We start from the raw sequence: 15440 nt of genomic DNA, 5'->3' as shown, positions 1-15440 counted from the left end.
GGTTATTGGTTAGGTATTGCGTTTTGAAATTGAATCATAATGACCGACATCAAAATTTGATGGGGCATTGCGTCAGGATTTTTGAAGACAAAATACACGTCTTGAAAACCTTCTGTGGGCTCAATTTTGGCCACAGCCTGTTGAGCACCTCGACGAATCATGGCGCTCATATCAAAACCACCTGCTCCTTGTGCTTGACGGCGCTGGGCATTGGCTCCGCCCGCCGCAGTCGTGGCATTGTTGGTGGCGGCAGGTGGTGGCCCCATCACTGGATCTTTTACCACAACTGGCGTAGATTTCCCAATTAGCTTTCCCGTAGGTGAGCCCAAACGCACTTCTATCGTTCCGCCTACTGCTCCAACGCGGGTCGTTGCTTGGGCCAAAACTTCGATTTGCTTGATACCCGTCAAGTCGAGGTGGTTATAAGCAATGTACGAATCCGTCCCAATGAGGTTAAACGATTTATTTGGCGTAATCAAAAGCTCAGAACCTTTGGTTTTGTCTGCCTTGGCAGGGTCGAGCGACGAATTGCGTAAATGAACAATATCTTCTGACATCAACGGCGAAAGTAACTTTGTGCCCCGATCGGTATAAGCAGCCCGTAATACATAACTACCACGGCCGTTTTCCCCTTTGGGAACGGATGGCGTGTGTGCTCCTTTGGTCGCAAACGACGGGGCTTGGAGCGGTTTTTCTCCTAAACTCATGATATAATTCACCATCGTTGTGGCATCATTGGGCGAAATTTGCGGGTGCGCACTCATGGCGTGGTCGCCCCATACGCCTCCCCCACCCGATATAACTTTCTGGGCCAACTTCTCTACGGCAGCCGCATCACCTTTGTATTTTTGGGCAATGTCTCGGTAGCTCGGCCCCACCGATTTTTTATCCACAATATGGCACGACTTACAATCGCTGGCGTTCATCAGTTTATAACCTGTGTTAAATCGAACGGAGGCGTCGGTGGTATGGTAATTGGCTGCGATTTCTACGGGGTCAAAGGTATCTGGCATATAATCCAAGTTTACCGCGACTTGATTGGAGGAAATCTTTCCGTTTTCCAAGCTACCATCCTCTTTGTCATTGACCTTTACTTCGTATTCAATGGGTTCGTTGGGAAAGAAAAACGATTTATTGCCCTTTGTTACTTCAAACACCACTTCTGGGGCTTCGTTTCCTGCCTTGATTTCAATCGAACGGCTATTTTTAGCTCCTTTGGCATCCGTAACTGTCAAGGTAGCTTTGTAAGTACCTGGTTTGTCGAAAGTAACAGTGGGATTGGCTTCCGTTAACGTCTTCAACACCCCTGCTTTTGAGGTAATTTTCCATTCGTAGTTGAGTTTATCGTTATCGGCGTCTTTGGTACCTTCGGATGAGAATGCCACTTTGAATGGTACCGCGCCTGCTTTGCGATCGGCAGTAGCTTGAACAACAGGCGTGCGGTTGCCTGCGTTGTACTGTACTTTTACTAGGCGTGCATTGTCATTTCCTCTAAACCAAGCACTTCCGTATTCGAGTACGTACAAATCTCCGTCGGGGCTAAAATCCATGTCGATGGCGCTGCTGAAGTTTTCGCTGGGCATAAAACGCTCCATTGATTTATAATCGCCTTTTTCGTCCATGGTAATCGCCATAATCCAGCCGCGCATAAAGTCAACCGCGAGCCATTTTCCTTCGTAATAATCGGGGAAAGGACGAGGCGCATTTTTGAAATCAGCTTTGCGAAATACAGGCCCACCCGTGGCACTTCGTCCCGAGCTACCCACCAGTGGAAATTCGGGCGAGTTAGCATAAGGATACCAAATAAATGCTTTTTGGGCAGATGGCAACTCGCGCAAGCCCGTGTTGTTGGGCGAGTCATTGATGGGTTTGGCTGGATCAAATTTTGAATCTGCTTTCAGTTTATTGGTTTCAAAATCCCAATCGCCATATACTTTATTATCCCCAATAAAATAAGGCCAACCGAAGAACCCTGGCCCTTTGGCTTGGTTTAGTTCGTCGTACCCACGCGGCCCACGTTCCGAGTCTTTGGAGGCATCAGGCCCTACTTCTCCCCAATACAAAAAGCCCGTTTTACTATCGAGCGTTGGACGCCAAGGATTGCGGTGCCCCATTGTATAAATCTCGGGACGAGCCTGAGGAGTACCTTTGGGAAATAGATTGCCTTCTGGAATCGTATATTTGCCATCGGCTAGCGGTTTGATACGCAAAATTTTTCCGCGAAGGTCGTTGGTGTTGGCAGCGCCCCGTTGGTCATCCCAAGTACTTTGGTTGGGACGTTCATCAATGGGTGCGTAGCCATCAGAATTGCTATTACTTGTGTTGTTTCCTGTCGTTAAGTATAAATTTCCCGCTTTGTCAAACACCATTCCACCACCCGTATGGCAGCATTCTTCGCGCTGCGTAGGTACTTCCAGCACTATCTTTTTAGAGGCTTCCACCAGTTCATTGCCTTTCAACTCCCAGCGCGCCAACACGTGTTTTTTCTCACTGGGATCAGCATAGTACATATATATCCAGTTGTTTTTGGCATAATTTGGATCGGCAATGAGCCCCATTAGCCCTTCTTCTGCCTCACGCACTTGTCCTTGTCGGTTGGTATATTTGGTGTTGACAGGAATCGTGGCCAAGACACTCACTTCCTTCGTTTTAGGGTCATACGCTTTTAAATTCCCTTTTCGCTCCACAAACAAAATCCGCTTGTCGGGCAGAAACGTTATTTCCATCGGCTCGTCGAGCTTTTCGGTCAATACGCTTTTGGTGAAACGATTTTCGTCGGGAGGAGTAGGCTGTTGGGCTTGTGCGGTTATGACAACGGCACTCGCAATCAACCCCACGGCAGAGAGACGGGATAGGTAGGAAAGTTGCTTCATCGAAAAAAGGCTAGTCTTGTAATTATTTTTATAGAAAGTTGAACTTATACCACCAAATGTACTTTTCATTCTTTGTATCAACGGGGTACAATAGATAAAAAACACTAAGTTGCCGACGAGTGGCGTTTTATTACCGAAGAATACGAATTAAATCCTAGTTAAAATCATCGAGGATATTTCAATAAAAAAATACTTATCTTTAACATTGAGCATCAATCAAGTGAGTAATTCCACGCAACATATTGTCTATGAAAGTTTTAGTCGTTGAAGATGAGCCTAAGCTCGCAGGGTTTATCAAGAAAGGTCTTGAGGAACAGTCTTGGGAAGTAGAAGTAGCTTATGATGGACAAGTAGGCAGCAGTTTTGCGTTGTCAAATCATTATGATGTGATTGTGCTCGACGTCAACTTACCCAAAATAAACGGGTTTGAGCTCGCGGCTTTGTTGCGCAAAGAAAACATAACGACCCCCATTTTGATGCTCACGGCACTTGGCACGCTCAAAGACAAAATAAATGGGTTTGATTCAGGAGCTGATGATTATTTGGTCAAACCATTTGAATTTCAGGAGCTTATTATTCGGCTGAGGGCGCTTCAAAAACGTACCAGCGACCATAAGCAAACGCAAAACGTGCTACGAATTGCTGATTTGGAATTAGACCTCAATGAGCGGATAGCCCGCCGAGCAGGAAGCCGCATTGAATTGACAGCCAAGGAGTTTGGCCTGTTGGAATACTTGATGCGTAACCGAGGCAGGGTGGTTTCACGGGTGGACATTGCGGAGAAAGTTTGGGATATCCATTTCGATACTGGCACCAACACAATAGACGTCTATGTGAATTTCCTCCGCAAAAAAGTAGATAAAAATTTCCCTGCAAAACTTATTCATACCGTGGTAGGAATGGGTTATATCATGAAAGAACCAAAAGAATCATGAATATCCGTCTGAGGCTGACCCTTCTTTTTGCCATATTGGTAGCCTCCATTATGCTTGTGTTTTCGTTGTCGGTATATTATTTGTACGACCAATTTCGAGAACAAGAATTTAACAAACGACTCCAAGAAAAAGCAAAAACGACAGTTCGCCTGTTGGAAGATGTCAATGGAATCACCGAACCTTTGCTCCATGCCATCGACCGTAATAACCTTACGGCCATGCACAAAGAAGAGGTGACTATTTACGACATCCAGAATAAAATTATTTATGACAGCGGCAAAGAGCCCTTTTCGGTAAGCCCCGCAGTACTGCAAAGCATACGGGATGGCAAGTCGTTTAGGAAGCAAGATAGCGAAAAAGAAATCATCGGAATACGCTACATTGACCGACGCAAAGAGGTACTCGTCGTAATCGCCTATGCCGTTGATTTATACGGATTTAGCAAACTAGAACGGCTCCGAAGTATCCTCGTAACGGGTTGGGTCATCAGTTTATTTGTGGTACTATTTTCTGGGTGGTTGTTTGCAGGCGATGCCCTTCGACCTGTTTCCGAAATCATAGAACAAGTAAAAAATATCTCTGCCCGCAACATCCATGAGCGCCTGACGATTGGTCGAGAAAAAGATGAGTTGGCACAATTGGCCATTACCTTCAACGAGCTCTTGGGACGCTTAGAAGTTGCTTTCACTTCCCAGCGCAGTTTCGTCTCGCACGCTTCTCACGAATTACGAACCCCATTGGCGATTATGATGGGGCAATTGGGCGTATCGCTCATGCAAGAGCGAACAACAGAAGCTTACCAAGACACCATCAAAGAGACGATTGAAGAAGTAAAAAAAATGCGGGATTTGGTCAACGGCTTGCTAGAACTCGCCCGCCTCAACGACGACTCTTCTCAGTTTTTTGTGCATCCCCTGCGGGTGGATGAGCTCCTTTGGCAAGCGCGCGAAATATTACTGACCCACATGCCCAACTACAACGTTCACATTGAGTTTGACCAGTTTCCCGAAGACGAAGAAGCCTTAGAAATTGAAGGAGATGCGTCTTTACTGCAAACTGCTTTTATGAATTTAATGGGAAATGGTTGTAAATATTCCCAAGATAATCGGGTAAACGTGACGCTTTATATTCAAGAAAAAGCAATACGGATTGTCTTTGTCGATCGCGGAGTGGGAATAGCCGAAAAAGACCTACCCCATATTTTTGAACCCTTTTACCGCGCCGAAGCTACCCAATCCATCAAAGGGCATGGCGTGGGTCTTGCCTTGACGGAGCGCATCATCAAACTACACAAAGGCGACATTCGGGTGCGCTCACAACTGGGTGTTGGTACGCATTTTATTGTTACACTGCCTTTTTAATCTTGTTTTAATAGGCAATTAACCTGCTTTTAATCGAAGAAAGGGAGCTTTGTGAGACATAAACGCCACCTCCCTTGTATGAAAGCCAAAACGCATCATCCCCTCTTCGATGAGCATGAAGTCCTTCACGAACTAAAACACTTTTTGCCAGCCCAAGCTCCGCTCAAAGATTTTATCCACCACAATACACTTCACGCATTTCAGCACCAGAATTTTTATCAAGCATTGAGAAATGCGTCGGCATTTTTTGGATACAAAGTAACGCTGACGCTGGACGAATACCGTGAACGGTACATGCAAAATCGCATTAGCGAGGAAGTCCTTGAACGGGTTATTGCAGAACGAAAAGGAAAAGAAGAAGTAGGTGTTTGGAAACGCAAAGCCCTCACAGGCAACTACGACCCTACTATTTCGGGAAGAATTGGGCTCTTGCGCGACAACTGGAAAAAACAGTACCGCATCGACTTAGACTTACTGGTACACCCGCTTTTTTTTCGGGTGGTTTGTAGTTATTTGGACCAAGGAATTTCGATTTGGGGGTTTCCAGTGGCACACAAAGGTTTCCTTTCGTCGATACGCGAAATGGAACGGAATACTTTCGCTAGTTTTTTTAAGGCAGAACGGGCGAAAAAATTGCTCTTCAACGAAAACTGCCAAATCAGCGATTTGTTGAAGTTGCTTATCGGTGATGAATCATTGTACAAACAATACCTCTACGACCTACAGTTTGCCCACCAAGGATGGTCGGGAATCGTGTCGGTCTTGGAAGATCAGCCTCAACTGTTGCTTGACCGCAAAAAAATCAGCCTTAGGGAGTTGATTATCTTTGAGTTACTGCTAGAAATAGACGCACTCGACGACAAGTATCAGGGCAACTGGGCACCATTGGCATCTCGCTTAGAAACTCCCCCAACCCCAATTTTTGCCAAAGTACCCTACACTGAATTTCACGAAGTGATTGAAATTTGGCAAGAGGCGTTTGAGTGGAGTTTTTACGACCAAGTGCTGGCAGGAATGAAGCAGGGTACTCCGAGCACCAATGCGCCTGCGTCTAAGACTTTTCAGGCCATGTTTTGTATGGATGACCGTGAGTGCTCTATTCGCCGTTATGTAGAGCAGCATGACCCTCTCTGTCAGACGTTTGGTACGCCTGGTTTTTTTGGCGTTGAGTTTTATTACAAACCCAAACACGCCAATTCTATTACCAAACAATGCCCAGCGCCAGTTACACCAACTTACTTGATAAAAGAGTTAACAAACGAAAAGGAGAATCGAGAACGCGACCTCCATTTTACCAAACATTCACATACGCTTTTAAGAGGCTGGCTGATTTCACAAACGTTGGGTTTTTGGTCGGCAATGCGTTTGGCGCTTACTGTTTTTAAACCTTCTTTAAGTCCTGCCACAAGTTCGTCGTTCAAGCACATGGACGAATTTTCGGAATTAACCATTGAAAATACCAACCCCGACGACAAAGAAAATGGGTTGCAAATTGGGTTTACGGTTGAGGAAATGGCGACCCGGGTCGAAAACTTGCTGCGTAGTATTGGCTTGGTCAATAATTTTGCGCCGCTGGTGTATGCCGTAGGGCACGGCTCTACGAGCGTCAACAATACGCACTATGCAGGCTATGACTGCGGCGCGTGTTCGGGACGGCCAGGGTCGGTCAATGCGCGCGTTATCAGCTACATGGCCAACCACCCTAAAGTGCGTTTGTTGCTGCGCGAAAGGGGCATTGATATTCCCGAAACGACCCAGTTTTTAGGCGCACTGCACGATACCACCCGCGACGAAATTGCTTTTTACGATACCACGTCGCTTTCGCCCGCCAATGCCGCTTTGCACCAACAAAACGAAGCTAATTTTAACAAAGCATTGGATTTTAACGCCAAAGAACGCTCGCGTCGATTTGAGTCGATTGACTCGCACTTGCCCGTTGAAAAAGTACACGAAAAAATCCGCCGTCGCTCGGTATCATTGTTTGAACCACGTCCCGAACTCAACCACGCCACCAATGCCCTTTGTATTGTTGGGCGTCGTGATATTTCTAAGCACTTGTTTCTCGACCGTCGTTCGTTTATGAATTCGTTCGACTACCGCGTTGACCCAGAAGGCAATTACCTAACGACGATTCTCAACGCGGTGGCACCCGTAGCGGGAGGTATAAATCTGGAGTATTATTTTTCACGGGTTGACAACCAAAAACTAGGTGCAGGAACCAAACTTGCCCACAACGTAATGGGGCTGTTTGGGGTGGCCAACGGTATTGACGGCGACTTACGCCCAGGGCTTCCGAGCCAAATGATTGAAGTCCATGATCCAGTTCGGCTCATGGTGATTGTGGAGCATTTTCCATCGGTAGTACTGCGCTCTATCCAGAAATCGGCCGCTACGTACGAATGGTTTATAAACCAGTGGATTCATTTGATAGTGGTAGAACCTACGACCCAAGCCTTCTATCTTTTCAAGAACGGCGAGTTTGTCGAATATCACCCCATCAAACAAGCAATAGAGGTGGTAGAAAATGTCCCCTCCTTGGTCGAAGCCCACGAGGAAAACCTCCCCATTTACCTTCTTCAGTAGTCGATAAACCATTATTTTCATGACATCTATCATTCATTTTTTCATACTGATTCCGCTTTTAGGTTTTCTAGTTAGTTTGTTATTGCCTCCCAAAAACGAAGTCGTCATTTCGCGCTCGGCTATCTTCACGGTGGGGCTTCAGCTGCTAACAGCCGTTGTTTTTTGCGCCTATTGGCTCTTTCAACACACCCCAACCATTGAGGTCAAAGACTTCTCGCTCTTTAGTTCGCCTGGCTATGAGTTTTTGATTACCTTTTATTTTGACGGCATCACCGCCGTTTATCTGTTGGTTGGCGCATTTTTATCGTTTTTAGTGACCATTTATAGCCGTGCGTATCTCCACCGCGAAGCAGGTTACAAACGCTTTTTCAATACCGTCCTCTTTTTTTACTTAGGGTATAACGTCGTCATTCTTTCGGGTAATTTCGAAACGCTGTTTGTCGGCTGGGAAATTTTAGGGATTTCTTCCTTTCTTTTAATTGCCTTCTATCGCGACCGTTATCTGCCCGTTAAAAACGCCATTAAAGTATTTTCTGTCTATCGTATTGGCGATTTAGGGCTTATTTTGGCGATGTGGGCAAGTCACCATTTGTGGCACGAGAACATTACCTTTCTCAAATTAAGCAACCACGAATTGGTACACGAACACCTCCAAAACCACAGTTGGGTAGGTATTTTTATTTCGTTGATGATATTGTTGGCGGCAGCGGCAAAATCTGCTCAACTGCCCTTTTCTGCTTGGTTGCCCCGTGCCATGGAAGGCCCTACGCCCTCTAGTGCCATTTTTTATGGTTCATTGTCGGTTCATTTTGGCGCGTTTTTGTTGTTACGCACTTTCCCTTTTTGGGAAGAACAAACTTCCGTTCGGATTTTGATTGCGCTTTTGGGAATCATCACCAGCGCCATTGCTACGCCCATTGCTCGGGTGCAGTCGTCGGTCAAGAGCCAAATAGCTTACGCCTCTATTGCCCAGATTGGGCTGATTTTCGTTGAAATTGCGGCGGGGCTTGAAGTAATTGCCCTAATCCACTTTGCTGGAAACGCCTTTTTGCGCACCTATCAGCTATTGGTCTCTCCTTCGGTAGTGAGTTATTTGATACGCGAACAGTTTTACAATTACGTTCCACGCCAACATACTTTTGAAGACTCTCTTCCTAAAAAGTTGGAATATACCGTGTATTTGTTAAGCCTCAAAGAGTGGAATCTCGACTCGTTTATGAACCACATTGTGTGGAAACCACTCCGCCGCGTAGGTCGTAAACTAGACTTTTTGACCCACAATCGTTTGCTTATGCTGTTTGTGCCTACTTTTTTATTGGCACTTATTGCCTATAATTTTCAAGACAAACTTTCGGCCCAAAGCCATCTGTATTTACCGATTTTGTTTGCCGCCATTGGGTTATTGATGGTATTAAAATCTTACTCGGAGCGCAAAAGCCCACAAATGAGCTGGTTGTTACTGATTATGAACCACTTTTGGGTAGCCTTAGCGATTTCGTTCAATGAGCACTTTATACTTGAAGAAGTACTTTTTTACCTCAGTGGTGTGGTAATTGCGGGCGGGGTTGGTTATGCTTGTTTGCGACGGCTCAAGCTACTCGAACCCAAGGTGGACTTAAACCAATTTGCTGGGCACGTATATGAGCACCCAAAGCTGACTTTGGTGTTTTTGCTAGCCGCGATGGGGCTTATGGGTTTTCCTATTACGCCCACGTTTATCGGCGAAGACTTGGTGTTTAGTCACATCCACGAAGACCAGATTGTGCTTGCGTTTTTATGTTCCATTGGTTTTGTCTTTGAAGGAATTGCGATTGTACGCATTTACGGGCGGGTCTTCCTTGGCCCACACACCAAACATTACCACGAAACAGCTTATCGTTCTTCGTAAAAAACGGTTTTAACCCGTTTTTAATACCGCCTTAACTCCCCTTTAATTCGCCTGTAAGACTTTTGCAAACAGTTAATCGTCTCCTTTTTACTATTATTTCTCAAGTTAATAAACAAGACTTATGAAATCGAAGAATAACATTTTTGACAGTCTTCAAGCGCATTGGGCAAAAGATTTATTGTCAGGTTTTTTGGTGTCTTTGATTGCCCTACCACTGTGTTTGGGTATCGCGGGTGCCAGTAATTTCCCACCCATCATGGGCGTAATGACCGCCGTTGTTGGAGGGATTGTGGTGGCATTTTTTGCGGGTTCAGAATTGACCATCAAAGGCCCCGCCGCAGGTCTGATTGTCATTGTTGCAGGTGCTGTTGAAGAACTAGGAAAAGGAGACAACGAAGTAGGCTGGAAACTAGCACTGGGTGTAGTGGTTGTAGCAGGGTTAATCCAAATCGTGTTGGGGTTGTTGAAAGTAGCCAAACTCGCCGACTTTTTTCCCCTTTCGGCCGTCCACGGAATGCTCGCCGCCATTGGTATTATTATCATGTCGAAGCAGTTGCACTTGGCCGTGGGCATTGCCCCTGCCGAAATGAAAGGTAAAGAGCCACTTGAGTTGCTCGAAATGGTACCTCATAGCCTCATGCACATGGAATACCACATCGCCATCATTGGCGGTATCAGCTTATTGATTTTGTTCGGTTGGCCTTATCTTCAAATCAAAGCCCTCAAAAAAGTCCCGCCAGCATTGGTGGTGCTCATCGTAGGGGTATTGTTAGGTCAATATTTTCACTTGACGGAGCCTTCTTACAAAAACTTAAAACCGTTGGTAAGCCCTGGTGACTTCTCTATCAACCTCAACGCCGACTTTTCGGTACTTACCAACAGCGAGCTGCTTCCTATCTTTTTGAAATACCTTTTAATGTTTGTATTGATTGGTTCATTAGAATCCCTTTTGACGGGCCGTGCCATTGACTTGATTGACCCTGAAAAACGGAAGTCAGATCTAAGCAGAGACCTTACAGCAGTAGGTATCGGTAACACAATATCAGGTCTTTTGGGTGGTTTACCGATGATTTCGGAAGTAGCCCGTAGTTCGGCCAATATCAACAACGGCGCCAAAAGTCGCTGGGCCAACTTCTTCCACGGCATTTTCTTGTTATTGTTTGTAGTAATGCTCGTACCCGTCATCAAAATGGTGCCCGTTGCTTCTTTGGCCGCAATGTTGATTTTTGTAGGCTTCCGTTTGGCTTCGCCTAAGGAGTTTGCCCACGTCTATCACATTGGGAAAGAGCAATTAACCATTTTCTTGATTACCATTATCACCACCATCGCCACCGACTTATTGGTAGGTATTGCGGCGGGTATTTTGACCAAATTTATTATTCAGTTGGCTTTTGGCGTACAGATTAAAGATATCATCAAGTCTCGTTTTGAATTAACAGAGCAAGAGTTAGGCGTGTATCACCTTAGCGTGAAAAATGCGGCGGTGTTTGCCAATTATCTCAAACTTAAAGCACAATTAGCGAAAGTACCGCAAGGAAGTTCATTGATTATTGACTTCTCAAAGGCAGCGTACGTGGACCACACAGTAGCCGACAACCTGAATAATTTTAGAAGAGAGTTTGAGGCCGCAGGAGGAGTGTTGTCGCTCAAAGGACTGGATTTGCACGAAAGTTTGTCGGAGCATCCATTGGCAGCGCGTCGTTTGCCCAAGCATTTGCGCAAATCGCTTGTAGAAATGGCTTAATGTTTTATAAACAATAAGTTTAGTTAAGTTAGTATATTTTATAGTGAAAAAGGGAGGTTTTACCTCCCTTTTTCATTGGTTTACGAAGCACTTAGGCCGAAATCCAGCTAAAATTATACGCTAACTCAGGTACTTTTGTGCGGTCAGCCACGCGTCGAAGCCGCGCAGGAAGTGCCATGAGGTAGTCACGCGCGCGTTCGCCAGCATCATTAAGATCAGGCACTTTGTCGATTTTCCATTCTTCCAAAAGCGATTCCATAATTTCGATGTAATCGTGGGTTGTATAAACCCCCAACCGTTGGGCGGCATCCGAATAATGGCTAAATGTCTCGCTAAGTTTGACCCCTGTTTCACGCAAAAAGTGCGCAGGCATGACGATTTTTTTGCGCATCATGTCTTCAAACGCCAACATCATTTCTGAAGAATCGACTTCAAAAATACGATTTACAAACGACTTATACGCCTTGGCATGGCGCATTTCGTCGGCGGCAATCACGCCGCACATTTTAGAAAGCAAATGATTACCGCATTGTTTGGCCAAAGTGGCCGTGCGTCGGTGCGATATGTTGGTCGCTAGTTCTTGAAACGACGTATAAATGAAGTTACGATAAGGATCCGTTCCTGTTTCAATATCGAAGCCATCCGAAATCAAATACTGCGTAGAAACTTCCATGGCGCGCATATTGACACGCCCCGACAAGTACAAATATTTGTTGAGAAGGTCCCCGTGGCGATTTTCTTCGGCGGTCCAGGCCCGTACCCATTTTGTCCAGCTTTGTTCGTGATCTTGCTGGTTAATTCCTTCAACGGTCATCAACCACGACTCATACGTGGGCAGTGCTTCTTCGGTAATGGTATCACCTACCAACACCGCAATATAATCGTACGATAATTCGCGAGCAGCCTCTTGAAGAAGCTTTACTTCGGTAAAAAAGCTCTCTTTGGTCGAATCAGGCAAAAAATCCGCAGGCTGCCACAAAGTCTCGACAGGCTTCAGAAATTCGTCGTAGATGGAATCAATCTTTTGACCGATAAACTTCATTACCTCTATCCGAGTGGAGGGAAGTTGCATAAAACTAAGATTATGAAATAAGTGTCTGAGAAAATTTCCCGAAGGTAGCAAGAATTTTAGGAAAGTTGGTGAGATGTTGGCCTTGGGTTGCTAAAACAGGCAAATGTTTGCGTAATTTTGGCGTTCAAAATCCCCGTTAGCGTGGCATGAAAAAAATAATCGATTACGTTTTAGGTAGCCTTTACCTGTTGTACTTTGGGTTAGTTCTAGTGATTTTCCACCCCATTCAGATGGTATGTTTTCATTTGTTTGGGCGGCGTGTTCACCAAAAATCGGTACACGTACTGAATGGTTTTTTGTTGCATGGGCTTTATATTTTAGGAACGCGTTTGGGGTTTAAGGCAAAAGCTACGTTACCCACCGACCGCCCCGTGATTTTTATTGCCAATCACCAAAGTATGTTCGACATTGTGGGAATGATTTGGTATTTGCGCAAGAACTTCCCCCTATTTGTGTCAAAAAAGGAGTTGGCAAAAGGCATCCCAAGTATTTCGTATAACCTTCAAAAAAGTGGCGCGGCCCTCATCGACCGCCAAGACGGGAAACAGGCAATTATGGAAATTGCAAGGCTGGCCAAGTTGATTGAAGAAACGAAATTTTCGGCAGCTATTTTTCCAGAGGGTACTCGCTCAAGAACTGGCGAGCTAAAAGCCTTTGCCACAGGGGGCGTAGCTATTCTGGTAAAGAAAGCACCCAACGCACTCGTTGTACCAATTGCCATAAAAAACACAGGTAAATTGAACCCAAAAGGCATTTTTCCGCTTAGTAGCTTTGAAAGTCTCTCGTGGACGGTGCTTGAGCCCATCGAACCCAAAGGAAAAACAATAGATGAAATTGTCGAATTGGCCAAATCAAGTATTGAAAACGAATTAAAAAACGCCTAAGTCGCCCATGAGATATTGCTTTGTAAAGAGCATAATTTGTAAATATCATTTTATTTATAATTAAATTAGTATAAATTTCGGGAGTATTCAACCGTTCTAATATACTGTGAGTTGCTATAAAACCATTGTGTTGGCCTTTTTTAGTGTCATGATTTGTTTCATGGCAGTGGTCAAGCCTTTGGTTAATTCTCCAAAAAAAAATAACCTTACTGAGCAACAGGAACAACAAGAAACCTCTTGCCCTGAATCATATGATGAAGAAGGCTGTAAAGAAACAGCCAAAGAAAATATTGAAGAAAATGCCGAATGGAACGACGAATTTTGGACTCCTTCCGTCGTAGGCTTTTCCATTTCATTACCTTCAAAAGCATCCAGCAGTTTTTTATATTTGGTTCATTTCTCCGAACACGTAGCTGCCATTAGCCTCCCCCCTCCCGAGTTTATCCCTTCTGTTTAATTTTTTTTATTTCTTGCTTTCGCTCATGGAGCGAGAAAAAATACTACATGAGCTGTGGGTTAATCAGGTTAAATGTAAGTAAAAGAAAATGAAGGGTTTATTTAAAGATATAAAGTACGACCTACCTGCGGGTTTGGTGGTATTTTTGGTCGCATTACCGCTGTGCCTTGGGATTGCACTTGCGTCGGGAGCGCCACTTTTTTCAGGAATTATTACGGGGATTGTAGGTGGCTTGATCGTGTCGATGCTCAGTGGTTCGGCACTAAGCGTGAGCGGTCCAGCAGCGGGTTTAACCGTCATCGTCCTCAACGCTATCCAGCAAATTGGCTCATTTGAAGCCTTCTTACTAGCAGTTGTGCTTGCTGGAGTCATTCAAATTGTATTGGGGGTAATGAAAGCGGGAATCATCGGTCATTATTTTCCATCGAGTGTCATTAAAGGAATGCTCGCAGCGATTGGTTTGATTTTGGTTTTCAAACAAATTCCGCACGCATTTGGGTATGACAAAGACAGCGAAGGAGACTTCTCATTTGTCCAAGTAGATGGTGAGAATACATTCTCGGAGCTTCTAAACGCCATTAACTTTTTACACCCAGGCGCAGTGATTATCTCAACAATATCGCTGCTGATTATTATTTTTTGGGACAAACCTTTTCTAAAAAAATACGCGCTTGTTCGATTAGTCCCTGCGGCGCTAGTGGCCGTCGTTTCGGGAGTAGTTATCAACACTTATTTTGAAGCATTTTCCCCTTTGCTTGCCCTAAAAAACGACCATTTGGTGAGCCTGCCTGTATCGGGTTCAGTGGAAGCGTTTATTGGGCATTTTACCTTCCCCAACTTTCAAGCTATTTCCAATCCACAGGTGATTATTACCGCTTTCACGATTGGGATAGTGGCAAGTTTGGAGTCGTTGCTGAGTGTCGAAGCCACCGACAAACTCGACCCTTTTAAGCGTAACACCCCTACTAACCAGGAGCTTATTGCCCAAGGAGCAGGAAATGTGGTCGCAGGTTTATTGGGAGGGTTACCTTTGACGGCAGTGATTGTGCGAAGCTCTGCCAATATCAATGCAGGTGGAAGAACTAAACTTTCAGCCTTCATTCATGGTGTGTTTTTATTGATAAGTGTGGTCGCTTTTGCGGGCTTGTTAAACAAAATTCCGTTGGCGTGTTTGGCGGCGGTGTTATTGGTCGTGGGATACAAACTAGCCAAAATTTCGTTGTTCAAATCCATGTACAAGCTTGGTTGGAGCCAATTTTTGCCTTTCGTCGTTACGGTCGTCGCTATTTTATTGACCGATTTGCTCAAAGGTATTGGCATTGGGATGGCGGTTTCTATCTTTTTTATTTTGCGCAACAACTACAAACAAGCGTATCATTTCAACGAAGCAGGAACAGCCGACAAACGGCAGATTACGATTCAGCTGGTAGAAGATGTCACTTTTATCAACAAAGGGGCTATTACCCTTACGCTCGACAAGTTACCCAAAGACGCCAACGTAGTCATCGACGGAAGCAAATCACGTTTTATCGACATTGACGTTCTTGAGATTATCCACAATTTTAAAGAAACCGCCCTTTTGAAGGGCATTCAGCTTGAACTAAAAGGAATACCTGAGTTCCAAGGAGTCGCAGGACATTAGT

10 protein-coding genes are annotated in these 15440 nt (G+C 45.0%); 8 read left to right on the top strand and 2 right to left on the bottom strand.

Annotated elements, in window-relative coordinates:
* Positions 1-2: 2 nt before the first annotated feature.
* Positions 3-2873, bottom strand: a complete 2871-nt coding sequence (locus tag K339_RS0115230) for a PQQ-dependent sugar dehydrogenase (protein ID WP_028524366.1) — start codon at positions 2871-2873, stop codon at positions 3-5.
* Positions 2874-3121: 248 nt separating this feature from the next.
* Here K339_RS0115230 and K339_RS0115225 point away from each other — a divergent pair, with 248 nt between their 5' ends.
* The 5 genes from K339_RS0115225 (at position 3122) to K339_RS0115205 (ending at position 11384) form a co-directional block, all read left to right on the top strand.
* Complete coding sequence (locus K339_RS0115225) at positions 3122-3808, top strand: response regulator (protein WP_028524365.1); 687 nt, start codon at positions 3122-3124, stop codon at positions 3806-3808.
* Positions 3805-5169 (top strand): sensor histidine kinase, encoded by a 1365-nt coding sequence (locus tag K339_RS0115220; protein WP_028524364.1) that lies wholly within the window; start codon positions 3805-3807, stop codon positions 5167-5169. Before K339_RS0115225 ends, K339_RS0115220 begins: the two co-directional genes overlap by 4 nt.
* 78 nt (positions 5170-5247) lie before the next feature.
* Positions 5248-7752 carry a YbcC family protein gene (locus tag K339_RS0115215; RefSeq protein ID WP_028524363.1) on the top strand — a complete coding sequence of 835 codons (2505 nt, stop codon included), beginning with the start codon at positions 5248-5250 and terminating at the stop codon, positions 7750-7752.
* Between the two features lie 19 nt (positions 7753-7771).
* Positions 7772-9640 carry a proton-conducting transporter transmembrane domain-containing protein gene (locus tag K339_RS0115210; RefSeq protein ID WP_028524362.1) on the top strand — a complete coding sequence of 623 codons (1869 nt, stop codon included), beginning with the start codon at positions 7772-7774 and terminating at the stop codon, positions 9638-9640.
* Between the two features lie 121 nt (positions 9641-9761).
* Complete coding sequence (locus tag K339_RS0115205) at positions 9762-11384, top strand: SulP family inorganic anion transporter (RefSeq protein WP_028524361.1); 1623 nt, start codon at positions 9762-9764, stop codon at positions 11382-11384.
* 91 nt (positions 11385-11475) lie between these two features.
* On the opposite strand, the gene K339_RS0115200 is transcribed toward K339_RS0115205, so the two are convergent.
* A complete protein-coding gene (locus K339_RS0115200; protein WP_028524360.1) occupies positions 11476-12456 on the bottom strand; it encodes an acyl-ACP desaturase in 981 nt (326 codons plus the stop codon).
* 146 nt (positions 12457-12602) lie between these two features.
* On the opposite strand from K339_RS0115200, the gene K339_RS0115195 reads away from it, so the two are divergent.
* From K339_RS0115195 to K339_RS0115185, 3 genes are all read left to right on the top strand, one after another.
* Positions 12603-13340 (top strand): lysophospholipid acyltransferase family protein, encoded by a 738-nt coding sequence (locus K339_RS0115195; RefSeq protein WP_028524359.1) that lies wholly within the window; start codon positions 12603-12605, stop codon positions 13338-13340.
* A gap of 106 nt (positions 13341-13446) precedes the next feature.
* Entirely contained in the window at positions 13447-13797 is a 351-nt protein-coding gene (locus K339_RS0115190) for a hypothetical protein (RefSeq protein WP_157607600.1), read from the top strand.
* 88 nt (positions 13798-13885) lie between these two features.
* Positions 13886-15439 carry a SulP family inorganic anion transporter gene (locus tag K339_RS0115185; protein ID WP_028524357.1) on the top strand — a complete coding sequence of 518 codons (1554 nt, stop codon included), beginning with the start codon at positions 13886-13888 and terminating at the stop codon, positions 15437-15439.
* The last annotated feature ends 1 nt before the right edge of the window (position 15440 follow it).

The organism is Runella limosa DSM 17973, from assembly GCF_000482465.1.
GTDB lineage: Bacteria > Bacteroidota > Bacteroidia > Cytophagales > Spirosomataceae > Runella > Runella limosa.
The sequence above is the reverse complement of the archived record's forward strand: the minus strand, read 5'-3'. Positions and strand labels throughout refer to the sequence as shown.